The 23,330-nt window shown below is 59.1% G+C and carries 22 protein-coding genes and 1 tRNA gene; 12 read left to right on the forward strand and 11 right to left on the reverse strand.

Features of this window, described 5'->3' with window-relative positions; translation table 11 throughout:
* The first annotated feature begins 54 nt into the window (after positions 1-54).
* On the forward strand, positions 55-2,682 hold the full coding sequence (locus tag G3M56_RS04640; RefSeq protein ID WP_164365554.1) for a serine/threonine-protein kinase: 2,628 nt from the start codon (positions 55-57) through the stop codon (positions 2,680-2,682).
* 101 nt (positions 2,683-2,783) lie between these two features.
* Here G3M56_RS04640 and selD read toward each other — a convergent pair whose 3' ends face one another.
* The gene (gene selD, locus G3M56_RS04645) at positions 2,784-3,842 is read right to left on the reverse strand and encodes a selenide, water dikinase SelD (protein WP_425508195.1); all 1,059 of its coding nucleotides are present in this window, start codon (positions 3,840-3,842) and stop codon (positions 2,784-2,786) included.
* 161 nt (positions 3,843-4,003) lie between these two features.
* A tRNA-Sec gene (locus tag G3M56_RS04650) sits at positions 4,004-4,098 on the reverse strand.
* A gap of 193 nt (positions 4,099-4,291) precedes the next feature.
* Here G3M56_RS04650 and G3M56_RS04655 point away from each other — a divergent pair.
* The 5 genes from G3M56_RS04655 (at position 4,292) to G3M56_RS04675 (ending at position 9,774) form a co-directional block, all read left to right on the forward strand.
* Complete coding sequence (locus G3M56_RS04655; protein ID WP_235203590.1) at positions 4,292-5,425, forward strand: LptF/LptG family permease; 1,134 nt, start codon at positions 4,292-4,294, stop codon at positions 5,423-5,425.
* Positions 5,426-5,496: 71 nt separating this feature from the next.
* On the forward strand, positions 5,497-5,946 hold the full coding sequence (locus tag G3M56_RS04660; protein ID WP_164365556.1) for a flavodoxin domain-containing protein: 450 nt from the start codon (positions 5,497-5,499) through the stop codon (positions 5,944-5,946).
* 78 nt (positions 5,947-6,024) lie between these two features.
* A complete protein-coding gene (locus tag G3M56_RS04665; protein WP_164365557.1) occupies positions 6,025-6,414 on the forward strand; it encodes a TM2 domain-containing protein in 390 nt (129 codons plus the stop codon).
* 321 nt (positions 6,415-6,735) lie between these two features.
* Positions 6,736-8,220 carry a glycerol kinase GlpK gene (gene glpK / locus G3M56_RS04670; protein WP_164365558.1) on the forward strand — a complete coding sequence of 495 codons (1,485 nt, stop codon included), beginning with the start codon at positions 6,736-6,738 and terminating at the stop codon, positions 8,218-8,220.
* A gap of 6 nt (positions 8,221-8,226) precedes the next feature.
* Positions 8,227-9,774, forward strand: a complete 1,548-nt coding sequence (locus tag G3M56_RS04675; protein WP_164365559.1) for a glycerol-3-phosphate dehydrogenase/oxidase — start codon at positions 8,227-8,229, stop codon at positions 9,772-9,774.
* Here G3M56_RS04675 and G3M56_RS04680 read toward each other — a convergent pair.
* Genes G3M56_RS04680 through G3M56_RS04690 form a run of 3 tightly spaced genes read right to left on the reverse strand, consistent with a single transcriptional unit; the run spans position 9,762 to position 12,450 of the window.
* Complete coding sequence (locus G3M56_RS04680; RefSeq protein ID WP_164365560.1) at positions 9,762-10,151, reverse strand: type II toxin-antitoxin system VapC family toxin; 390 nt, start codon at positions 10,149-10,151, stop codon at positions 9,762-9,764. The genes G3M56_RS04675 and G3M56_RS04680 overlap by 13 nt on opposite strands.
* Complete coding sequence (locus G3M56_RS04685; RefSeq protein WP_164365561.1) at positions 10,148-10,390, reverse strand: type II toxin-antitoxin system VapB family antitoxin; 243 nt, start codon at positions 10,388-10,390, stop codon at positions 10,148-10,150. The genes G3M56_RS04680 and G3M56_RS04685 overlap by 4 nt, the downstream gene beginning before the upstream one ends.
* Before the next feature lie 35 nt (positions 10,391-10,425).
* The gene (locus G3M56_RS04690) at positions 10,426-12,450 is read right to left on the reverse strand and encodes a sialidase family protein (RefSeq protein WP_235203591.1); all 2,025 of its coding nucleotides are present in this window, start codon (positions 12,448-12,450) and stop codon (positions 10,426-10,428) included.
* Between the two features lie 138 nt (positions 12,451-12,588).
* Here G3M56_RS04690 and G3M56_RS04695 point away from each other — a divergent pair, with 138 nt between their 5' ends.
* Complete coding sequence (locus G3M56_RS04695; RefSeq protein WP_164365562.1) at positions 12,589-13,194, forward strand: flavin reductase family protein; 606 nt, start codon at positions 12,589-12,591, stop codon at positions 13,192-13,194.
* Between the two features lie 60 nt (positions 13,195-13,254).
* Here G3M56_RS04695 and G3M56_RS04700 read toward each other — a convergent pair whose 3' ends face one another.
* Complete coding sequence (locus G3M56_RS04700; protein WP_164365563.1) at positions 13,255-13,725, reverse strand: transcription elongation factor; 471 nt, start codon at positions 13,723-13,725, stop codon at positions 13,255-13,257.
* A gap of 17 nt (positions 13,726-13,742) precedes the next feature.
* Positions 13,743-14,297 (reverse strand): HNH endonuclease, encoded by a 555-nt coding sequence (locus G3M56_RS04705; protein ID WP_164365564.1) that lies wholly within the window; start codon positions 14,295-14,297, stop codon positions 13,743-13,745.
* Positions 14,298-14,384: 87 nt separating this feature from the next.
* Between G3M56_RS04705 and G3M56_RS04710 the strand changes: the two genes are divergently transcribed.
* Entirely contained in the window at positions 14,385-15,146 is a 762-nt protein-coding gene (locus tag G3M56_RS04710; protein WP_164365565.1) for a hypothetical protein, read from the forward strand.
* Between the two features lie 22 nt (positions 15,147-15,168).
* Here G3M56_RS04710 and G3M56_RS04715 read toward each other — a convergent pair whose 3' ends face one another.
* Positions 15,169-16,098, reverse strand: a complete 930-nt coding sequence (locus G3M56_RS04715) for an ArsR/SmtB family transcription factor (RefSeq protein ID WP_164365566.1) — start codon at positions 16,096-16,098, stop codon at positions 15,169-15,171.
* A gap of 63 nt (positions 16,099-16,161) precedes the next feature.
* On the opposite strand from G3M56_RS04715, the gene metK reads away from it, so the two are divergent.
* The 3 genes from metK (at position 16,162) to ahcY (ending at position 19,353) form a co-directional block, all read left to right on the forward strand.
* A complete protein-coding gene (gene metK / locus G3M56_RS04720; protein WP_164365567.1) occupies positions 16,162-17,367 on the forward strand; it encodes a methionine adenosyltransferase in 1,206 nt (401 codons plus the stop codon).
* A gap of 90 nt (positions 17,368-17,457) precedes the next feature.
* On the forward strand, positions 17,458-17,865 hold the full coding sequence (locus G3M56_RS04725) for a four helix bundle protein (protein WP_235203592.1): 408 nt from the start codon (positions 17,458-17,460) through the stop codon (positions 17,863-17,865).
* Positions 17,866-17,925: 60 nt separating this feature from the next.
* On the forward strand, positions 17,926-19,353 hold the full coding sequence (ahcY, locus tag G3M56_RS04730; RefSeq protein WP_164365568.1) for an adenosylhomocysteinase: 1,428 nt from the start codon (positions 17,926-17,928) through the stop codon (positions 19,351-19,353).
* Between the two features lie 71 nt (positions 19,354-19,424).
* Here ahcY and G3M56_RS04735 read toward each other — a convergent pair whose 3' ends face one another.
* From G3M56_RS04735 to G3M56_RS04745, 3 genes are all read right to left on the reverse strand, one after another.
* The gene (locus G3M56_RS04735; protein WP_164365569.1) at positions 19,425-20,453 is read right to left on the reverse strand and encodes a metal-dependent hydrolase; all 1,029 of its coding nucleotides are present in this window, start codon (positions 20,451-20,453) and stop codon (positions 19,425-19,427) included.
* A 298-nt stretch (positions 20,454-20,751) separates the two neighbouring features.
* Positions 20,752-21,210, reverse strand: a complete 459-nt coding sequence (locus tag G3M56_RS04740) for a protease complex subunit PrcB family protein (RefSeq protein WP_164365570.1) — start codon at positions 21,208-21,210, stop codon at positions 20,752-20,754.
* A gap of 42 nt (positions 21,211-21,252) precedes the next feature.
* Positions 21,253-21,828, reverse strand: a complete 576-nt coding sequence (locus G3M56_RS04745; protein ID WP_164365571.1) for an NUDIX domain-containing protein — start codon at positions 21,826-21,828, stop codon at positions 21,253-21,255.
* Between the two features lie 100 nt (positions 21,829-21,928).
* Here G3M56_RS04745 and G3M56_RS04750 point away from each other — a divergent pair, with 100 nt between their 5' ends.
* On the forward strand, positions 21,929-23,110 hold the full coding sequence (locus tag G3M56_RS04750) for an AI-2E family transporter (protein WP_164365572.1): 1,182 nt from the start codon (positions 21,929-21,931) through the stop codon (positions 23,108-23,110).
* Positions 23,111-23,330: the final 220 nt, after the last annotated feature.

Consider the following 23,330-nt stretch of genomic DNA (forward strand, 5'->3'; position numbering starts at 1 on the left):
TGGTGTAGATGGAAAATGGTCCCCCAAGCCTACCTTGTAACATTTTTTGCATACATGATGACCTGCCCGCCTCCTGATGAAATCAATGCCGAACTGGACGCCGACTTCAATGCTTGTCCGCATTGTCAGGCGGAGGTTGAGGTTTCGGCGTGTGCCCCATTTGAGAAAATTGCCTGCCCTGAATGTGGTGGCGCGATGCGTGTGCGGGTTCAGTTTGATCATTATGTGATCAAGAAGCAGCTCGGCGTTGGCGGAATGAGCCATGTCTTTGAGGCGTTGGATACCACACTGGACCGCCGCGTGGCGCTGAAGATCCTCAACCGCGAAAACAGTGCGGACGAGAGCCGGATCAAGCAATTCGAGCGTGAGGCCACACTCACGGCATCGGTTTCCAACCCGAACGTGGTGCGTGTCTTTGGCGTGGGGATCGCCAACGGTAACTTCTATATCGCGATGGAGCTGGTGGAGGGCTATTCGCTGGAGGAGCGGTTGCACGAGAAGGGCAAGATCGAAGAACAGCGTGTGCTGGACCTCGCGATCGAATCGGTAGACGGTCTGCGGGCGGCATCGCGCGTGGGACTCATCCACAGGGACATCAAGCCGGGTAATATTCTGGTGACCAACGACGGCCATGCCAAGATCGTGGACTTCGGATTGGCTCTGATTTTCGAAGGCGGCGAAACCGAGGCGGACGAAGAAATGTGGGCGACTCCATATTACGTGCCGCCGGAGAAACTCGCAGGCGCGACCGAGGATATCCGGAGCGATCTGTACAGTTTTGGTGCGACGTTGTTCCACTTGCTCGCCGGGCAGCCGATGTACAACACCAGCAGCAACAGCATCGAAGAGCTGCTGCAGGTGAAACAACAATCGGTGAAGCTCGGGGCGGTGGCTCCGATGGTTTCCAGTGCCACTCAGCAGGTGGTAGATCGGTTGGTGATGCCAGATCCTGATCAGCGTTATGCGGATTACGATGCGTTGTACGACGAGTTGTGTGCTGCGCGTGATTCATTGCGTTCCTCCGCTGAAGCCGCTGTGGCTACCAAGGGCGTGGCCAAAGGCAAGGTGCAGAAGAAGAACACGGCGCTGAAAGTCGTGGGTGGGCTGGCGGTTTTGGGAGCGGTTGGTGGTGTGGTTGCCTGGCAGATGCTGCAGACCGCGATTGATGACGGAAAAGCTGCCCTTGTGGAGGCTGGTAACGAGGTGGTTGAGGCTGTGAATGAGGAGATCGAAGCGGCGTCCAGCGGGTTTGAAGAGCGTGCCAACGCAGACGCGGGAACGCGCTTCATCGAGGCGCGGGCGAGCTTGCTTGCGGGCGACTATGACAAGGCGGCCGATGAGTTTCAGAGTCTGATGAATGACTCCGCCACTTCGCAGCCGATGGCGAACTGGGCAGGCCTCAATGCGGCATTCGCTCACTACCTGCTGGGTCAGCCAGGCAAGGCGCGGATTGTGCTGGCGGAGATGCGCGCGCATCCGAAGTTCGACGACTTGCTGATGGACGAGGATTTGCGCACCTACTTTGAACGAGTGAGCAGCACGGTGCTAACGAAGTGGCCTGTCGCCGAGAATGTGGTGGCTGATTTGCCAACCAATGGCGAATGGGGGTTTGCGGTGATGCTCTACGGCTTGAAGAACTGGGAACATGGCCGTTTCCAGTTGGCTTCCGAGATGATTGGGAAGGTGGATTTGGACAACGTGGAGCAGCGCTACGAGTGGCTGCGCGACTACCGTGGATTGCTGAACAATTACATCTACGATGCCAAGACCATGCTCAATTTGCCGTTGGATGAGACCGGTACGGTGAGCTCCGACGTGGACGTCACCATCGGTGTGTTGCAGCGTGCGCACGACGAGCTGAAGATGGAGGGCCGTGCGAAAGACATGGTCGCCGCACGCCTGGAGCGACTGCGCTCATTGAAGGTGGAGCTCGAAGAGGCCGAGCGCCGTGAGGTCGAACGCGAACAACGCGAGTTGATCCGCAACGAGATGATCAAGGTTGCGAAGTTGCGTCCGCAGTTGAAGAAGCTGGGTGAGAGCTATCAGTTCCGTGAGGCGGCCGCGTTGGCGCGCAGCACCAAGCTCGAGACGTCGGAAGCCAAGAGTGAGATGAAGAACACGAGCTTCCTGTATCAGGGGTGTGAGCAGTTCATCGATTTGTTGATTCAGGATCTGAATGAACATTCGTTCCGAGGCTCGCTCAAGCTGACCGAGCGCAGTGCGGAAATGCGTGGCGTGACCGTGGTGAAGGCTACCAGCGCGAGCCTGGCGGTGCGCCGGGGCGGCGCTGTGTTCACTCAAAAGGTGGAGGAGATGCCGCAAGAGACATTGGTGAAGCTGGCCGAGTGGGCGTTGGAGCAGACCAAAGGTGCGGATGCACGCCAGGCTCGCTTCAAGGCACTGGCGGCGTTCTGTGTGTTTACCGGAGATCTTGAACGTGGCGATTCTGCGGCATCGGAGGTGAGCATGCTTGACCGTGAGTTCACCAATGCGTGGAAGAGCCTGCGCCGCCGGGTGGACAAAGCGAATGCCAAAGCGGCCGAGCAGGCCGAACTTATGGAGGGCGCGTCGTCGTCCCGTGGAGGCTCCGATAGTTTGTTCGATGACTCGGGGAACGACGCACCGGATCCACTCGAAGGCGATTCCGGATTGGACGAGTCGCTCTTCGATGATCCGTTCTAACCGATGGGTTGGTTTTTTTGATCAAAAAAGAAATCCCGCTGCAGGGTCGTCTGCAGCGGGATTTTTTGTGAGTGGGTCGGGCTTGTTGCGAGCACTCGGGATCAGGCGAGCACCACGCGGGTGCCGTCCGCCTCCGCGGGCAGCACTTCGCCGACGATGGCGGCGCAGAGCGCGTTTTCCTCGCGCAGGATTTCGAGCACGCGGTCGACATGTGCTGGTGGCACGCAGAGCAGCAGGCCGCCGCTGGTCTGGGCGTCGGTGACGAGAGTCATGAAGTGATCCTCGACGCCTGCTTCGATGCGGGTCATGGGCTCGGCCATTTCCCGGTTCTTCTTTGACCCGCCGGGCACGCAGCCTTGTTGGATCAGCTCAAGGACGTCGGGATCGACCAATGGGATGTCGGCCGTGTTGAGTTGGGCCGAGACCTGGCTGCTCTTGCAGATGTTGGCCAAATGTCCGAGCAGGCCGAAGCCCGTGACGTCGGTGGCTGCCTGGCACAACCCTTCACCGGCGATGGTGGCGCCCGGTGTGTTGAGTGTGCGCATGACATCGACGCTGGCGTCGATCATGGCGCCGGTGGCGATGCCTCGTTTGATGGCGGTTGAGATGATGCCGGTCCCGATAGGTTTGCTCAGCACCAGGACGTCGCCGGGCTTGGCGCCTTCGTTCGACATCATGCGGTCCGGGTGGACGACGCCGGTGACCGAGAGGCCGTAGAGAGGCTCCGGGTTTTGCACGGTGTGGCCGCCGACCATAGCGCACTCGGCTTCCACTACTTTGTCGGCACCTCCTTTGAGGATCAGGTTGATCTGTTCCAGCGTGAGCTGGTCGGTGGGGACGCCCATGATGTTCATGGCGGTGATGGGCTTGCCGCCCATGGCGTAGACATCCGAGAGCGAGTTGGTCGCGGCGATCTGACCGAAGAGGTACGGGTCGTCGACGATGGGTGTGAAGAAGTCCAGCGTCTGCACCAGCGCGGTGTCAGGCGTCATTTGGTAGACCGCTGCGTCGTCCGAGGTGGCGGAGCCGACGATGACGGCTGGGTCGTGGTGTTGGTTGAGTCCACGCAGAACCTGCGTGAGTTCGGCTTGGCCGAGCTTGGATGCTCATCCAGCGCACGACGAGAGTTGGGTCAGGCGGGTAATGTCTTCGCGGGTCATGGAAATGGGAATTGGGATTCGGCATCAATTACGCATAGCCCGTGGTTCAGAGCTAGCAGCAATTCGGTTGCGGCCGTGAGCGACGCTCCGTTGTCGGATTCGTTTAACCTGAATCAACCGCAGCTGCGGGCGGGATGTGAGCTCGACGCCAAGACGAAAATTGGCGGAGAGGGAAGGAATCGAACCAACCTGACTCCGGTTAGAAGTCACAACGGTTTTGAAGACCGCGGAGGCCACCAGGCACCCATCACTCTCCGATTTTTGGCGGAGCCGCCGGTGGAATGTGCGCGCCCATTGCTGGGGGCTGGTCACCGGCGGGGGTATCTATACACATCCGACTGCGGGGGTCTAACACGAAATTGCGGGATATTTCAGAGTGGATGCGGGGCGTGGGTTCGGCTCCAGATTTTCGTTGCGGGGGGCGGTGGGCTGCGGTTGAGTGAGCACACATGGGAGGACGACTGAAATTTGGCGTGCTTGACCGGTATATCGGTGGGCAGGTGCTTTTTGCCACGGTGTTTGGTGTGGTGGTGTTGTGCTTTGTTTTGGTGCTGGGCAACATCTTCAAGGAGATGCTGCCGCGCTTGGTGGATGGTCAGGTTTCGAGCGAATACTTTTTACGCTTCATCCTGTACGTGATGCCGTTTTCGTTGGTGTTCACGATTCCGTGGGGCTTTTTGACGGCGGTGTTGTTGGTGTTTGGCCGGCTTTCGGCGGACAACGAATTGGTTACGATGCGGATGGCGGGCGTGAGTACGACGCGTTTGTGCATGCCTGTGTTTGTGTTGGGGATCGCGCTTTCTTCGATGTGCTGGTGGATCAATGTGTCGGTGGCACCGAAGGCGAAGACGGCGATTGAGCAGATGTTTGTGGATATGGCGACGAACAACGCGCAGGCGGTGTTGGTGCCGGATCAGATGATCACTGCGTTCCCTGGCAACATTATCTTCTTCCGCGACGAGGTGGATGGGAAGCTGCAGGATCTGACGCTTTTCAAGATGCACAAAGACCGACGCGTGGATAATTTCGTCCATGCCAAGGAGGCGGAGTACGAGCAGGATTCCGAGGCGATGGCTTCATACATGCATCTGAGCGATGCTTATATTGCGATGCGCGAAAAGGGCTCCGACTCACAGGGCGTGAGGGAGTGGTCGCACAAGTGGATCCGCGATTCGACGCTGCCGGCAATCGATCTGAGCAAGCTCGACAACCGACGCTTGAAGTCGGGGATGCAGACCAACGGGGAACTGCGGGCATATCTCAATGGCGAACGCGATGTGGAGCTCAATAAAGAACAACGCAATAAGTTCCGCTCCGAGATCAGCAAGCGCTGGTCGTTCTCGCTGGCGTGCATCACGCTGGGCTTGATCGGGATCCCGCTGGGGATTACGGCGCAGCGGCGTGAGACGTCGATTGGCTTTGTGCTGAGTCTCGTGGTGGCGTGTATCTACTTCTTCTTCATCATTATCGGCGATACGTTTTCGTCGAAATCAGGGCCGCTTCCGCACATCCTGATGTGGATGCCTAATGTCTTGTTCCTGGGGTTGGGGGTGCATCTTTTCCGTAAGACGGCGAAGCGTTAGGCCTGATCTGAAAACCTTTCGGGATTTCCTCTTGATGGCGCGGTGAATCCGGTGCATTTCCATGCGCAGTTATGATTCACGTACTTTTTGGCACACACAGCGGCAACTCTGAAGATCTGGCCACCGAGTTGAGCGAACGGATCGAGCAGGCCGGGCATGAAGTGGAAGTGATCGACCTCGGTGACGATCACGATGCCTCGTTGCTCGAGGGGATTGAGGTCGCGTTCTTCATCGTGAGTACGTGGGGCGAGGGCGATCCTCCGCAGGATGTGCAGGACTTCTTCGAAGACGTGAAAGCACGCGAGCCAATGGGCTTGGAGAATATGAGCTTTGGCGTGCTGGCCCTGGGAGACAAGAGCTACGAGAACTTCTGCGGTTTTGGGAAGAACCTGGAGAAGGAGCTGCAGCGTCACGGGGCGGAGTCAGTGGTCGAGCGGATCGACTGCGATGTGTTCTTCGATGATGACTACGAAGAATGGGCCGGACAGGTGATCGAGTGGGTGTCTGATTACGATGGGTAGGATCGAGATGCCGGTGGATTACAATCCGCTGGCGAATTGGTAAGTGGGTTGGCTTGAGATGCGTGCCATAATGGTGCCATGAACGACACGCATTCCAAAACCATTGGCTACCTGCTTTGGATCTTCGGCTTTCTCGGTGCCCACCGCTTTTACTATGGGCGCCAGATCACCGGCGTGATTTGGTTTTTCACGCTGGGATTGTTGGGGATTGGTTGGATCATTGATCTGTTTTTGATCCCATGGATGGACCGCGATGCCGACTTCAAGTACACGGCCGGGCGGTATGATTATTCGATCGCGTGGATCTTACAGACGTTTCTCGGGATTTTTGGGATCCATCGGTTTTATCTCGGCAAGATCTGGACCGGTTTGTTGTGGCTTTGTACCGGCGGGTTGTTCGGCGTGGGATATGTTTATGATTACTTCACGTTGAATGGTCAGGTGGACGAGGCGAACCGCCGTGGGTAGTGTGAGCGGCGCGGAGGCCATTCCAATCGGGGTGTGTTGGGCGGTGCCGGTGGGCATTGGTTTGTGAGCGCGGCGTGGGGACGGTGTCGCGCGTGACGGCAGGAATGCCGTCCGACCAGCGCTTCGCGATTGATGCTGCGGTGGTTTCGGGGGGGGAGGTTGTGCCGCCCTTGCGGGGCTTTGGTTAGACTGAAGGTGGGTCCCATGCAGTTGGCATGGGCTGCGTTGGGCCGCACCTCCGGTGTTCGGATGCCTGATTTCCGAGATCCGATGGGCAATCTGGTTGCAATGGGTGGGTAAATTTGGGCATGCTTCTCGGCGATGTCTGCCGATGTGATTGTTGCTTTGGACCAGGGGACGACGAGTTCGCGCGCGCTCGTGTTTGACCGCGATTCGCGGATCGTGGCGGTGGCGCAGAAGGAGTTCACTCAGCATTACCCGGTGCCTGGCTGGGTGGAGCATGATCCTGAGGAGATTTGGCAGACGCAGAAGCAAACCTTGGACGAGGCATTGGCTGAGGCGGGCGAGGTGAATGTGCGGGCGATCGGGATTGCTAATCAACGCGAGACGGTGGTGGTTTGGGATCGGAACACAGGGGCGCCCGTGTATAACGCGATTGTTTGGCAGGACCGCCGGACGGCCGATACGTGCCGCAAGATGGCGGCGGAAGACGGCGTGGTGGCAATGGTGGGGGACAGAACTGGGCTGCGTCTGGATCCGTATTTTTCAGCGACCAAGGCGGCGTGGATTTTGAACCATGTGGAGGGGGCTCGGGAGAAGGCGGAGCGGGGTGAGCTTGCGATGGGGACTGTTGATAGCTGGTTGGTGTGGAAGCTCACCGGCGGCAAGCTACATGTCACCGACGAGAGCAATGCCTCGCGCAGTCTGCTGTACAACATTCACGAGCATTGCTGGGATGATGAAATGCTGGAGTTGTTTGGTATTCCGCGGTCGATGCTACCCAAGGTTTGCGATTCGAGCGGGATTTGCGGCGAGACATCGGACGGTGTGCCTATTGCGGGGATGGCGGGGGACCAGCAGGCCGCGTTGTTTGGTCAGGCGTGCTTTGAGAAGGGGATGGCAAAGAACACCTACGGCACGGGATGCTTCTTGCTGATGCACACGGGGACGGACGCGGTGCGCTCGGAGAACGATTTGCTGACCACGGTGGCGTGGCGGATTCGGGGCGTGACTGAGTATGCGTTGGAGGGATCGGTTTTCATGGGGGGCGCGGTGGTGCAGTGGTTGCGCGATGAAATGAAGATGGTGGAGACTGCGGCGGAATGCAGTGAGTTGGCGGCATCGGTGGACGATGCGGGCGGGCTGTTCTTGGTGCCGGCGTTTGCCGGGCTGGGGGCACCTCATTGGGATCCGTACGCGCGCGGTGTGGCGGTGGGGATGACGCGGGGGACGGGGCGGACGCAGTTCTGTCGTGCGGCGATTGAGGCAATTGCCTATCAGGTGAACGATCTGGCGGAGTGCATGGTGGCGGACAGCGGGGTGGCATTGGAGGAGTTGCGGGTGGACGGCGGTGCGGCGCGAAGTGATGTGTTGCTGCAGTTTCAGGCGGATCTGGCGCAAGTGGATGTGGTGCGGCCGGAGGTGGTGGAAACCACCGCGTTGGGGGCTGCGTACCTGGCTGGGTTGGCGGTCGGATTCTGGGACGGCCGCGAGGAAATTGGACGCCGCTGGGCGAAGGAACGCGTTTTTGATCCTGCTGGAGATAAGGAGGAGGTGGATGGGAAGGTGCGTGGATGGCGGCGGGCGGTGGAGCGAGCCAAACACTGGGAGGAAGAAAAGGACTAACAACTTATGAACCGGGACGACGCATTACATGGGATTCGGGGAGCCACCGCGCCGGTGGACTTTTGTATCATTGGAGGCGGTGCCACGGGGCTGGGGGCGGCTGTGGATGCCGCTGCGCGTGGCTACTCTGTGGTGTTGGTCGAGCAGTCGGATTTTGCCAAGGGGACGTCATCGCGTTCTACCAAGCTGGTGCATGGCGGGGTGCGTTACTTGCAACAGGGGAATGTGGGCTTGGTGCTTGAGGCACTGCGCGAGCGGGGACGTTTGGCGAAGAACGCGCCGCACTTGGTCACGGATCAGGCGTTTGTGATTCCGAACTACAAGTGGTGGGAGGGGCCGTTTTACGGCGTGGGGATGAAGGTTTACGATGGGATGGCTGGCAAGTTGGGGCTTGGTCCGAGCAAGTGGTTGAGCAAGGAAGAGACTCTTGAGCGGATCCCTACGATTGAGACGGATGGACTCGACGGTGGGGTGATCTATCACGACGGGCAGTTTGACGATGCGCGGCTGGCGGTGAACCTGGCGCAGACGGCGACCCAGCTCGGGGCGAAGGTGGTGAATTATGTACGCTGTGACGGGTTGATGAAGGATGAGCGGGGCCTTGTGATCGGAGCGAGGGCTACGGATTTGGAGAACGGCGAGTCGTTTGAAATTGCGGCGCGTTGTGTGATCAACGCGACGGGTGTGTTTACCGATTCGGTGCGCCGGATGGAAAAGGAGGAGGTGACACCGATGGTCGCTGCCAGCCAAGGGATCCACATCGTGTTGCCTCGCGATTTTCTGCCGGGGGACTCGGCAATCATGATCCCCAAGACGGATGATGGCCGCGTTTTGTTTGCCGTGCCTTGGCACGATTGCGTGGTGGTGGGGACGACGGATACTCCGATGCGTGATGTGAGCTTGGAACCGCGGGCGCTACCGGAGGAGGTGGAGTTCATCATGACTCACGCGGCGAAGTATCTTACCAAGGACCCGCAACCGGAGGATGTGCTTAGTGTGTTTGCCGGGTTGCGTCCGTTGGTGCGGCCGAGTGGCGATGCGTCGAACACAGCGGAGATTTCCCGCGATCATACGATTGTCGTGAGCGAGGGTGGTTTGGTTACGGTGTGTGGTGGGAAATGGACGACCTACCGTAAGATGGCGGAAGATGTGATTGATCAGGCAATGCTAGTGGCTGGTGTGGATGAGCGGCCGTGTGAGACGGTGCATTTGCAGATTCACGGCTGGACGCACCAGCGGATAGATGACGGACATTTAGCGGTTTATGGGGCGGATGCTGAGGCGATTCGTCGCATGCGTGCCGGCGGTCGGGTGCATCCGAAGTTGAGCCTGACGCTTGGTGAGGTGCGTTGGCATGCGCGACATGAAATGGCGCGCACGGTGGAGGATGTGTTGGCGCGGCGACATCGGGCATTGTTGCTCGATGCGAAGTCAGCCCGCGAATCCGCCGTGGTGGTGGCGCGGGTGCTGGCGCATGAGTTGGAAAAAGACCAAGAGTGGCAGGACGCGCAGGTCGAGGCCTTCCGTGAACTCGCGGCTGGTTATTTGCTGTGATGCTGCGGTGTGTCGAATGCGACGTTGAACTCGGCGGCAGCCGCGCCAAGGCGACGGTCACGCGTCCAGAGCAGGACTCCGGGGGCGGCAATGACCGACGCTAGAATCAGCAGATCATTCCATTGTAGACCACGACCATAGAGCTGGTGGTGGTTGATGAATGTCAGCGTTTCGTGAAAACTTGCCGAGCGCATTTGGGGCAGTTGTTGGAGATCTGCCAGAGTTTGTCTCCGTTTGGGGAGGTTGCCAACCGCCAGCTCACCGATGACCAGAGTGTGAGTGAGCAAGAGATCATACTCCAGCAAGTGCGCGAGCGTGGAGTCGCCGCCTGAGAAGAAGTCACACCAGATGTTGGTGTCGGCGAGGACGCGGTTCATGGGTTCTCAGACGGGTAGTTCTGGGGATCATCAGCGACGCAGATTGGCATGGAGCGCTGGTCCCTTGGGGGGACGGTAAATCCGGGCGCGGATCCGGCGAGCGCTTGCAGACGCTTGCGGCTCTCTGCTGCGACCAGAGCTTTTAGGGCAGCGTTGATGACAGGCGATGCGGACGATTCCCCCGTGATCTTGGCGGCTTCAGCGAACAGCTCGTCATCAATGGTGACTGTGGTTCTCATGGTGCATCAATGATGCGTCTTTTGATGCTGCTATGTCAATCCGCGCTCTGGGCGGGTTGCGGAATTGCGAAGTCAGCCAATGGGATCTTTTGGAAGGTCATGTCCGCGACCGATGATTCGTAGACGATGCCGATGGTTTGGGCGTCGATCATGACGAGGCTGGAGTAGCCGTAGCCGCGTCCTTCGTCGAGTAGGATGTGACGTTGCTGGGGCCAGCTTTTGCCGTCGTCTAAGCTGAGCTGGATGGTCATGTTCCGGCGGTGGTGCTTATCCCGTGGGTTGGAGAAGAGGAGGACGTGGCGGCCGTCGGGGAGAGTGGTGCTGATGAGGCTGGCCATGCAGACGGGTTCGGGGAGCAGGCCGTGATCGGCGGAGTGCTTTTGCCAGGTTTCCCCAAGGTCGCGTGTGGTGGCGACGGCGCGGCCATTGGTGTGGTCTTTGAGGTGTCGGTTGCGGTTGTCGCGCATACTGAGCATCAGGCTGCCGTCTGAGAGTTGGGCTACGGCGCACTCGGTCGTGTTTGTGCGTGCGGGGGAAGAGACGTGCCAGGTTTTACCCCGATCTTTGCTCCAGGTGATGTTGGAGAATGGGTGGCCATTGGCGTCGCGACCCTGAGTGGGGATGACCAACGTGCCGTTGCTCATGGTGATGCCATTGCCCGGGGCGGGGGCGAAGAGGTACCAAGCCGGGTCTTTGATGGACTGGGTCCAGTTTTCGGGTTGCGACCATGTGCGGCCGTGATCGGACGAGCGGACGGCCATGAACTGAGTGGAGACACCAATTTCGTGGCCGGGTTCCGAGCCCTTGCCGACCCACTGGTGGGTGTTGGGCTTGCCGTGGGTCCAGCAGGCGGTGACGATGATCTCGCCGGTCTGGGTGTCGACGAGGATACCGGGATCCGAGCAGCCGTTCTCCTTCTGCGGTTTGCCGCCGTACTCGCCCATGTCCATGATCGGAACGGGAGGTGCCCAGGTCTGGCCGCCGTCGGTCGAGCGAGACAGTCCGATGTCCATGTGTTCCTGCAGGTCGCGTGCGCTGTTGTAGCGCATGTCATAGACGGCGAGCAGTGAGCCGTCGTTCGCTTTGGTGAGGGCGGGGATGCGGAAGGTGTGACAGTTGTGCTGGCCTTGTTTGTGAATGGCGTAGGCCAGGCGCATCGGGGATGGGGAGGTGGACGGCGGGCTCATGGTGCGGCCATCTTCCAGCGCGACGGATTCCACGGTGACTGTAACCTGGTGCATGAGGTCGGCGCCCGGGGTGATCTGAACGGCGAGCCAGAAGTGGTTGGATCCTTGCTTCAAGGGTAGATTGGCAGCGAGCGTGGTTGTCGATTGAATGTCGGATGAGACGGTAGTCGGTTGGTCGGTTCTGCGTTGGTTGGCGCTGGTGTTGCGGAAGAGTGTGAGCTTGCGGATGTCTTTGGTGTCCGTGGTGCCGGCGAACGAGAGCCGCACGCTTTTCAGCGTGGTGGCTTCTTTGACCCGAATGTTCAAGTCGAGCAGCGCCAGGTCCGAGCCGTCGTTGAGCAATGGGATGATGGATTGGTCGACAATGACTTCATTGCTGGGGTGGCGCAGTGATCCGCTGACGGTCAGTGCCATCACATCCATGCGGTTGCGCAGCGGGCGGATGGTGAGGTGGTCGACGGGGCCGGTGAGCTTGTCGGTGGTGAATACCTCCCGACCATCTAGCGAGAACGAGGTGCGGTTGTCCGCGTCGCGGCGGACGTTGAAGGCGAATGCTTTGTTTGCCTCAAGAGGGTTTGGAGCGTCCAGTAGCTTGGTGCGTCCGACGGCGCGGCCCTCTACGAACAAGCTTCCGTTTCTGGCGTCGAAGCCGAATAACAATGAATCTCCTATGCGGATGCCGGCGGCCGTACCTCCGAGGCGGTGAAGATTGAGAGTGGCTTTAATGTGAAACGGTCCGTCTTCGAGCTCGACCGGGAGTTGCTGGTTGGAGGTGGCCCCAACGATAGCTTTGTCCAGAGACCATGTGCCGGATGAGGCGGAAGAGGTGAAAGCGACCAGTAGGGTGAGGAGAGGCAGGAGTAAGCGGATCATGGCGAATTAGGGGAGTGGCTATGATACGTATTCGCGGTCGGGATATGTCGCCGACCTGTTGGTTCTTAATTGGAACCAACTGCGGAAGGGCTCCCTGCTCGTGGTTGCATTCTGGTGAGACGCCCTATGTTGGGATCCATGAACACGTGTGAATTTGATCTGCTAGGCGAACATGCATCCGAGGCGTACGGAATTTTGGCATCGTTGGTGACCCCACGGCCGATCGCCTTGATCACATCGGTTTCGAGTGACGGCGCGGTGAATGCGGCGCCGTTTTCGTTTTTCAATGTATTTGGCAGCCGTCCGCCGATGGTGGTTGTGGCTCCGGGCAACCGTCCGTCCGGTGAGCCCAAGGATACGGCGCGAAATATTCGGGCGAACCGTGAGTTCGTGGTGAATTTGGTCGACGAGGCGATTGGGGCTCAGATGGCGGCTTGTGCGGATCCTTTGGGACCGGGTGAGAGTGAAATTGATCACGTTGGGTTCACGACGGTGGAGTCATCGGTCGTGGCGCCACCGCGGATTGCCGAGGCTCCGGTGGCGTTGGAGTGTGTCGAGCACAGCACCCAGCGGATTGGCGACAACCGGTTGGTAATCGGGATCGTGCACCGCGTGCATGTGCGCGAGGGGATCATGGATCCTGAGACGTGCAAGCTGGTGGATGACGGCGCTGGCTATGCACCGATTGGGCGGATGGCGAGCCCGGATTGGTACTGCCGCACGTCGGATAAATTGCGGATCTGAGGGAAGAGGCGGCGAGATCCCGTCCTCACTCAGAGGGCGGGGGCGCCGCATTGGGTACGGTTAGATCACCTCGGAGATGAAGCGGTCGCCGCCGTCGAGGAAGTCGCCGGGGCTGTGGTTGACGAGTTCTTCGCCACGCGGGGATTGCGGAGTGATGACCGTGGTCGGGTGTTCCGAGAGTTCGGTTTCCAGTTCGATGCCTCCGCCGGCCGGGAGGATGAAGTAGGCGTCGTCCTCACCACTGGTGACGTCGCTTACGACGACGAGTGTGCCATTGGCGACGTGGGGTGGGTGCTCCGGGAGTTTGATGCGCGAGAGCACCGATATGGCTTCGGCGAGTTCCTCGGATTTTTCGGCCTGGGCACCGGCGAGGTACGAGGCTTCGAGGCCGCGGGTGTCGTACTTGCCTTCCGACTTGCACTCGGAGTCGGTGGCGTAGTCGCGCGCTTCTTTGGCGGCGTTGGTGAGTTTTTCCAAGTCGGCTTCGAGGCGTGCGATGACTTGGTCGACGAGCGATTGTTTATCGATCATGAGATTGGCGTGATGTGCTAGATGGTGTTGCCCTTGCTGGCGTTGCACGTGCGGCAGAGCAGTTGGATGTTGCGTTCGGTGGCGCTGCCGCCTTTGGAGAATGGGATGATGTGGTCGAACTCGAGGTTTTCGTTGTCGCCGCACGAGACGCAGCGTCCGCCGTCGCGTTGCCAGACAAAGATACGGACTTTTTCCGGGATGGGTTCGCGTTGACGGGATTCGCTGGCCATGCCGCTGAACTTGGTGCGCAGGCGTTCCATGGCTTTACGCTCACGGTCGAATGCTTCGCGGATCGTGAGCGCGATGTCTTCGTCGTCGAAGTCTTCAACGGCGGTGATGTCGAACTCGCAGTCCTTGAAGAACCAGATGCCAGAGTCGCCGTAGGGGGCTGGTTCGTGTTCGATTTCTTCCCAGAATCGGTGGTCATTGACCAGTTGTTTCAGCGCTTTGCGTCGGCGCAGGTGATCGGTGGTGCAGCCTTTGAGGCGTGCGGTCAGGCCTCCGGGCATCTCGGCAAGATCTTCGCTCAGTGCCTGACGGGCATTGCGGCGGGTGATTTTGGGCAATCTCATGCGTTGTGGGGTCGGCTGCGTTTGGGTGGAAAATGATTTGCCACAGGTCGGGCAAATGAGCTACGACGATCAGCCATGAATGGCAAGATGATGATGCAAGTGGTTGGCGCGATTGCGCTGGGAGCCGGCGGATTTGTGGCGGGACGGATGACGGCGGACGGCGGGAGCGCTGGCGGAGCACCGGCCCCAGTGCTGGCGCGCGAGGTGGAAGCGGTTACCAAAGTGATCGTTGAGTCTGGCCCAAGTGTGGCTCCTGCGGTGGTAGACGCCCCACGAAATACGGTGATTCCGGTCGTTGAGGCCAAAGAACGCGCCGTCGTATTGCCATCGGATGCCTTGTCTTTGTTGAGCTCGGTCCAAGTGCGCGTGCCGCAGGGGCGGTTGTTCGAAAACAACGATCCGGCTGAGGCAGCTTTGGGAATTGTGGATCAGGAGAAGGCTGAGCTGCAGCAGGCCTTCCGCAAGGCGCTGGCCGAAGTGAAGGCCGCTGAAGCAGGCGCGACCAATTTCATCCCCGAGGACGGCGGAGTCACCATGCTGACAGTTTCGCCAACCCCGGCGGCACGCAATCGTCTGCGGGCTGAATTTGCTTCCAGGGCGTCCGAGATTCTCGGCGATGAGCGGGGGAAGGCATTCGTCGCGATCAAGGGAGGCGATGCGTTGTTTGGTGCCGGCGACATGGAGAAAAACTACATGATCGAGGAAACCGACACCGGTTACCGGATTTCGGTGATGGAGGGAGACGATCGTCGTGTCTTGATCGGTGACTCCGTTCCGGAAACGTTGCGCCATATCACTGACGTGGCCGGGCTCGATCCGAACCCAGTGCCGCAGGTGGACGACGAGTAAGGTTTTGCCGGAGGAGACCGGGCTACGCCTTGTTGCCGATTGCCAGCAGCGTCTGGTAGTGCGGAGGTTCGTCTTCGCGGTCGACGACCGAGGATTCGATCTGCGTGAAGCCGGCCTTTTGCAGCATGGCGCGGAGTTCGACTTCGGAAAAGCCGAGCCATAGGTCCGCGTGGAGTTCGCGGGCTTCTTCGAACTGATGCTGGAGCAGATCGAGTACGACGACGCGGCCGCCGGGTTTGACGATGCGGAAGGCTTCGCGTAGTGCGCGCTGTGGGGACTCGGCGTGGTGGAGCGCCTGGCTGAAAAGCGCCAGGTCCACGGAGTTGTCTTCTACCGGGATGTGCTCGATATCGCCGTGGCGGTACTCGAGGTTTTTGAGGTCGTGTTCTTTGGCGAGTCGGTCTCCGTACTCGACCATGGCTTCCGAGTTGTCGATTGCGATGACCCTTTCAGCACGCTGGGCGAGCAGTTGGCTGAGCGTGCCTTCTCCTGCGCCGAGGTCAGCAATGACCATTGGCGGCATCAGTTTGATCAAGGTTTCCGCCAGACCCTTCCACGAGCGGCCGGGGACGTAATCGCGGCCGAACCTGCCGGCGAGTTGGTCGAAGTGCGCGCGCATTTTATCACGGCGTTTGGCGAGGACGAGGTCGAGCGCTGCGGCGTCGTTAGGCCATTCCTCGAGTTCATCGCGCGATTGCTCGAGCAGTTGGCGCACGGTGGGCATGTCATCGACGTCAGGGTGGAGCGTGTAGAAGTTATTCTTGCCGCTGCGGCGGTCATCGACCAAATGCGCCTGCTTGAGTTGGGCGAGTTGGGTGGAAATCCGGCTCTGTCCCATGCCGAGGATTGTCTGGATCTCGGCCACTGTGAGTGAGTGATTTTCAACGAGTAAGCACAATCGGACGCGGGTCGGGTCGCTCAGTGCTTTGATGACTTTTAGGATTGACGCCATGGGGTGTAGTGTTATGTGTACCCATCAACAAATCAAGATTTAACGATACGAGAAATTTTCAATATGTCTGAGCACTACATCTTCTCCTCTGAGTCGGTCGGCGAGGGGCATCCGGACAAAGTCTGCGATACCATCTCCGACGCCATCCTCGACGCCTGCCTGGCGGACGATCCGAAAAGCCGTGTGGCCTGTGAAACGTTCGTGAAGGACAACATGGTCGGAGTGGCTGGTGAGATCACCACAAATGCCGATGTCTCCTACGAAGATCTCGTGCGCGACACCGTGCGTGAGATTGGTTATTGCGAGGACGCGGTGGGCTCCGAGCCGGACAAGTACAGCTACACCTGTAAGTTCGACGCGGATCATCTCTTCTTCCTCAACCTGCTGGGCAAGCAGTCGCGTGATATCGCCCAGGGCGTGGACGCGGAAGGCGCGGATCACAAAGGCACCGCCGAGCAGGGTGCTGGTGACCAGGGCATCATGTACGGATACGCGGTGCGTGAGACCGACGAGTTGTTGCCGATTCCAATCGCCTACGCCCACCGTCTGGGGACCAACTTGCGCGAACTGCGCCGGGGTGGCAACCACGGGTGGCTGCGTCCGGATGCCAAGACCCAGCTTAGCGTGGAGTACAATGGCAACACGCCGACCCGTATCGCTGCGGTGGTGGTTTCGACGATGCACGCACGTGAGATCGATACGCCGGAGATCCGCGAGATCCTCAAGCGCGATTTGATTTTGCCGACCTTGCCGGAGAACCTGATCGATGACCGCACGGAGTTCCTGATCAACCCGACCGGACGATTCGTGGTCGGTGGCCCTGAGGGGGACGCTGGTCTGACCGGGCGCAAGATCATTGTGGACACCTACGGTGGTGCCGGCCGTCACGGTGGTGGTGCTTTCTCTGGTAAAGATCCATCGAAGGTGGACCGCTCGGCTGCTTACATGTGCCGCTGGGTGGCGAAGAACATCGTCGCCGCAGAGCTTGCGGACCGCGTTGAGTTGCAGGTTGCGTATGCGATCGGCCACCCGCATCCGGTGAGCTTGCAGGTGGACACTTTTGGCACCGCCCATGTGGATCCGGCCAAGATCAAGAAAGCGGTGAACGAGGTGTTCTCGTTCAAGCCTGCCGACATCGTCAGCTCGCTCGATCTGTTGCGCCCGATTTACGGAGCGACCACCAACTACGGCCACTTCGGTGCCTCCAGCGCGGATTTGCCATGGGAGCAGGCGAACAAAGTCGACGAGTTGCGGGCGGTTGTTGGTTAGGGCTGCGTTAAAAGTTTGCTAGTTTTCAGTGTTCAGTTTTCAGGGGCGTGTTGCGGGAGTCGCTCGTAATGGGGGATCCGGTGCTGCTTCTTGGGGCTGAACAAATCGCACATCATGTCTTTGAGTACGTTCGAGGATCTGGAGGTTTGGAGACGCGCGTCCCGATTGGCGGTGGACGTCTGCGTTGCTTACCACGAGTCCAAGAATTACGCGCTCAAGGACCAGCTCATTCGCTCGTCGCTTTCGATCCCTTCCAATATAGCGGAAGGCGCGGAGCGCGATGCTGATGGGGATTTCAAACGATTTCTTCGTATCGCAAAGGGCTCGTGCGGAGAACTGAGAACGCAACTTTACATCGACCAGCGCACCCGGGAATCACTGGGACTCCCGGTTCCAGAGGCACTTTCTAGTTTCATCAGCGAAACCAGAGAAATCGCCGCCATGCTCCAAGGCTTGATCAGCAGCATCGATCGCCGCAGCAATCATTCTGAAAACTGAACACTGAAAACTAGCAACCTTTCCCCGCTAGTTCGAAACCTCACAAACTACAAAATACCCATGTCTACTACAACTATCCCAACCGACGACTACAAGGTCGCGGACATCACGCTTGCTGACTTTGGTCGCAAGGAAATTGAAATTGCCGAGCACGAGATGCCGGGCTTGATGGCGACACGCGCCAAGTACGGACCTGAGAAGCCGCTGGCCGGTGTGCGCATCATGGGCTCGCTGCACATGACCATCCAGACCGCTGTGTTGATCGAAACACTGGTCGAGCTGGGTGCCGAGGTGCGCTGGGTTTCGTGCAACATCTTCTCGACTCAGGATCACGCGGCGGCTGCCATTGCCAAAGCAGGTGTGCCTGTGTTCGCCTGGAAGGGCGAGACGCTTGAGGAATACTGGTGGTGCACGTGGCAGGCGCTCGTTAACCGCGATGGCCTCGGTCCTCAGTTGATCGTCGACGATGGTGGTGACGCGACATTGCTCATCCACAAAGGTTACGAGATGGAGAATGGCTCGGACTGGGTGAACCAGCCGGCCTCGAGCGAGGAAGAGCAGGTGATCAAGAACCTACTCAAGAAGATCGGCGCAGAGCAGCCAGGCATCTTCGCCAAGATCGTTGCCGACTGGAAGGGTGTGTCGGAAGAGACCACCACCGGTGTCCACCGTTTGTACCAGATGGCCAAAGAGGGAACCTTGCTCGTTCCTGCGATCAACGTGAACGACTCGGTGACCAAGTCGAAGTTCGACAACCTGTACGGTTGCCGTGAGTCGTTGGTCGACGGCATCAAGCGTGCGACCGACGTGATGATTTCCGGCAAGGTGGCCGTGGTTTGTGGATACGGTGACGTTGGCAAGGGCTGTGCCCAGGCGCTGCGTGGCCAGGGTGCCCAGGTCGTGGTGACCGAGGTCGACCCGATCTGCGCCCTGCAGGCTGCGATGGAAGGCTACCGCGTGCTGACTGTGGAAGACACACTCGGCTGGGGTGACATCTACGTGACCACCACCGGTAACTACGACATCATCCGTCTTGAGCACATGGAGAAGATGAAGGATCAGGCGATTGTTTGTAACATCGGCCACTTCGACAACGAGATCCAGATCGAGAAGCTCAACAAGGCGGAAGGCGTGGTGAAAACCAACATCAAGCCGCAGGTGGACAAGTACACGTTCCCAACGGGTAACAGCCTCTACATGCTGGCTGAAGGTCGCTTGGTGAACCTCGGCTGCGCTACCGGTCACCCAAGCTTCGTGATGAGCAACAGCTTCACCAACCAGACGCTGGCTCAGATCGACTTGTGGAAGAACAAGGACAAGTACCAGGCCGGCGAAGTGATGGTGCTGCCGAAGTACCTCGACGAAGAGGTGGCACGTCTCCACTTGGAGAAGATCGGCTGCAAGCTGACCAAGCTGAGCCCTGAGCAGGCTGCGTACATCGGCGTTGAAGTCGAAGGTCCGTTCAAGCCAGAGCACTACCGCTACTAAGCGGGGATTCCAGCGATGAACTAATAAGCCCTATAGGATGCGTCCTATAGGGCTTATTTTGTTAAGTGTTCTTACTCTGCGATATCCTGACCTCGGATCATCTGCCAGAGCGAGGCGAATGGTGAGTCGGCGTCGGTATCGGTGCGGCGGAAGTGTTTTTGGGTGACGTGTTGGTCGGGTTGGTCCGGGGTGAGTTCGATGGCCCAGAGTGGTTGGATCGAGTTGGGGAGCATGGCGTAGCGGAGGTCTCCGAGGACGTTGCGGTCTCCGTCGACGAAGCACAGCGCGCCCTGGGCGAAGTGCTTGTAGCGTTGGATGTCGTAGGCGTGGGTGGAATCCGCAGGGACCAGCGATGCGAGTGTGGCGTCGTCTACGACGTCGACCGATTCTCCTTCATAGAGGCGTGGGGTGGCGAATGGGGGCTGCCACACGGCATCGACGTAATAGGTGCCTTGGTAGCGGTAGATGGTGCGCCAGAGAACGAGGTTGGCGAACGACGGGCGGGCATTGACCTCTTCTGCCACGTGGCCGCGGGACTCTGCGAGTTCCAAGGCACGGGCTTCGGCGCGCTCGCGTTGGACAATCCCGAGCCCGAAATATACCAGGCAGATTGCCAGCGAGGTGCGGACGATGGTCGGGCTCTTGCGGGCGGCGCCGATGATCAACAGCACCAGCAATGGCAGGGTGAAAATCGGATCGATAATCGAGATGATGTCCCACGAGATGCGGGCATTGGAAAACGGTAGCAGCAAATGGGTGCCGTAGCTGGTACAGGCATCGAGTAGTCCGTGGGAAAGAGCGCCCAAGGTGGCGAACAGAAACAGCTCGCGGAAGCTCCATTCGCGTTTGAGCAGTTTGCCGAGCCCTAGCGAGAGGGCCGCCACCAGCACTCCGATGATGGGTGCGAACAGAATGGCGTGGGTGAAGTGGCGATGGTACTGCAGCGTCAGCAGTGGATCGGTGGACGATTTGATGAGTACGTCCAGATCGGGCAGGGCGCCGGCGAGACCGCCGATGAGCAATGCGCGACGAACTGAGGATTTGCGACTGGCGATTCCTGCTGCAGCCGCACCGAAGCACACTTGGGAGATTGGATCCATGGCGCCCAACCTAGCCGAGTGGGCGTCAATGGCAATCTTATCAGTGCGGAGTGACTGTGCTGATTTTTCAGTTCGCTTGTGCCGCGGGGGGGGCTTATCCCATTTAAACGCTCACCTTGTCGGAACCGATGGGGGGTGAATGAGTAGGACAAGGGATGAAGAAAGTGATCTTGGCGGGATCTTTTTGAGTGATGCTGCGTTGCTCACAGCTCAGGTAGCCCGCTAGCATCGCAGTTCGCGCCTTGCCTCACTCGAAAAAGCTCTCCGCCATTCCGCCAATTTGACCGTCCAAATGGTATTATCGGCGCGGTAACGCGATTTTCGATTTGAAGGTCACTTCGATGTTCGGGTCTTCCACCGGGAGTACGCGCACTGTCCAAGGAGATGTCATGACCTGTGTTTGTGGGCCGCCTCCCGGAAGCTTCTGATGTACGGGCACAATCAGTTTGCCGTTTTTGACTTCGGGGTCTCCGATTTGTACCGAGTAGCCACCTGAGCTTCTGGATCCCATGAAGACAGCGACGACGATCGACTTGTCGAAGTCGACATTGGGCACAGCTGGTTTTGGTTCGACGGTGCGATGGATGCGCTGCCAAAGGGGGGCAAAGGACTCGGCCGAGCGCACCACGACTTGATCGCTTTTACTGACTCCGGAGTGTTGGCCGGACCAACTGGTTGGGGCTGCTGCGGCGTCCCCGGCACTGACCAGAGTCGGGGTGGCTGCCATCAGGGCGACGAGCGGAAGGATCCATTTCATCCGGCGAGAGTGCCACGGACCGGCGTGGGCGGGCAAGCGGGATCAAACCCCGGCAAGCTCGATCTCACCGCGGGCGAGCATCAGTTCCAGGCGTAGCAGAGACGCGACTGACATTGCGTCGCAGATGTCGCCGCGATGGACCATTTCGAATGCGTCGCGCAGCGGCAGCCGGCGTACGGCGAGTTGTTCAGTCTCTTCGGGTTCAGCTTCGCCGTGGGTGATGCCGGTGGCGACGAAGCTGGCGGTGAGCTCGGTGCTGACGCAGTTGGAGAGCTGCATTTCGAGGATGGGTTGGTAGTGGATGGCGCTGAGGCCGACCTCTTCCTTCAGCTCACGTGCGGCACAGGCGATAGTGGACTCGCCGATGGGTGCGCCGCCTTCGGGCACCTCCCACTCGTAGGTTTTGGTGGGAAACCGGTACTGACCTACGAGCCAGGTGTGCCCCTCGTCATCGACTGGGATCACGGCGACCGCGGTGTTCTTGAACTCGACGACGCCGTAGATGCCGGGATTGCCGGCAGGGTTGGTGACTTGGTGTTCCACCACCTTGATCCATGGGTTGTCGTACTTGGTCTCGGCGGAGTGGATGGTCCAGGGGGAGTCGGGGGCTTCGGGCATGGTGTGGCGTGCGGTGGGTTGAAGATTGAGGGAGATAATGATTGCCGAATGGCGCGATGAGAGGAAGATAGCGAGGTAGCTTCCCCGGACAAAGTAGACTGTGACGACCGAATCTGAAAATCACTCCCACTCCGCAGTGCGCGCCTTGGTTGGTGTTGCCGCGCTGGTGGTGGTATTGACTGGGGTGAAGCTGGCGGCGGACTTTTTGATTCCGATCTTGCTGGCGTTTTTCATCGCGGTGCTGAGTTTCCCGATGGTGCGTTTTTTGCGGGTTCATCGCTGCCCGCGTTGGTTGGCGGTGATTGCCACCTTGTTGGTGGACTTCGCGGTGCTGGTGGGGATTGGATTTTTGTTCAGCAGTCTGGCGCAGGACTTCCAAGTGCGATGGGAGCTCTTCTACGAAGAACGTCTGCGCACAATGGGCAATGACTCCGTGGCGTGGGCCGAGGACATGCTGGTCAAGGCCGGGGTTGAAGATGCGAGCCAGCGGGTGACGGAGATTTTCAACGTGGACAACGTGATGTCGCTGGCCAAGTCCAACGTGGGCCTGGTGGCTGGCAAGCTTGCTGGGTTCCTGCAGGTGACCTTCATCGTGTTGTTGCTGATGGTCTTCATGTTGACTGAGGGGCGGGCGTTCTCGCGCAAGATGCCCAAGCTCAAAGGCATGAACGGACCGGATTTCAGCCAGCTTGGGCGGTCTGCCAAGGACATTCAGAAGTACCTGGCGATCAAGACTGGTGTCAGCATGGCGACTGGTTTCTTCGCTTGGTTGCTGTGCTTCTTCCTCGATTTGGACTTTCCGTTGCTGTGGGGGATCGTGGCGTTTGCGTTCAACTACATCCCGGCGATTGGATCGATCATCGCAGCGATTCCTCCGGCATTGCTGGCTGTGATTCAGCATGGGTTCCCCGAAGCAATGGTGGTGCTGGCGGGCTACCTTTTGATCAACATGGTCTGGGGGAACCTGATCGAGCCGACTCTGATGGGGCAGCGGTTTGGAATATCGACTCTGGTGGTGCTGCTTTCGGTGATGTTCTGGGGCTTTATTTTCGGGCCTGTCGGGATGTTCCTGGCGGTGCCGCTGACGATGATGGTCAAAGTGGTGCTCGATAACAGCAAGGACCTGAAGTGGCTGTCCTACCTGCTGGAGAAAGAGAGCACGACGCCGCGGATCGCCAAGGTGCTCGCCAATTCGGTGATCGAGGAACAGGATCAGGAAGCCGAAGATCAAAGTGCTCCTGCCGGCTCAAAGCGGAAGAAGCCGGTGAGTGTGACCGAGTAGTCGTTCTGTTCGACATCTGATCGGACGGGTGTTGTCCGTCGATCTCTGTCGATTCTTGAGCAAATGCGGTGGGTTGCAGCGGTTGAGCGTGGGCGTGAATTGGCGTTCGGACCGTGAATCACCGATTCAGATTTTGGTTTCCGTCGGACGCTTGTCACCGTAACCTTTCCTTTCTAGACGAAGATCGTCTCCCGAATTTCTCCCTTTGTAATTCTTCTCG

It is taken from the genome of Sulfuriroseicoccus oceanibius (assembly GCF_010681825.2).
GTDB lineage: Bacteria > Verrucomicrobiota > Verrucomicrobiia > Verrucomicrobiales > SLCJ01 > Sulfuriroseicoccus > Sulfuriroseicoccus oceanibius.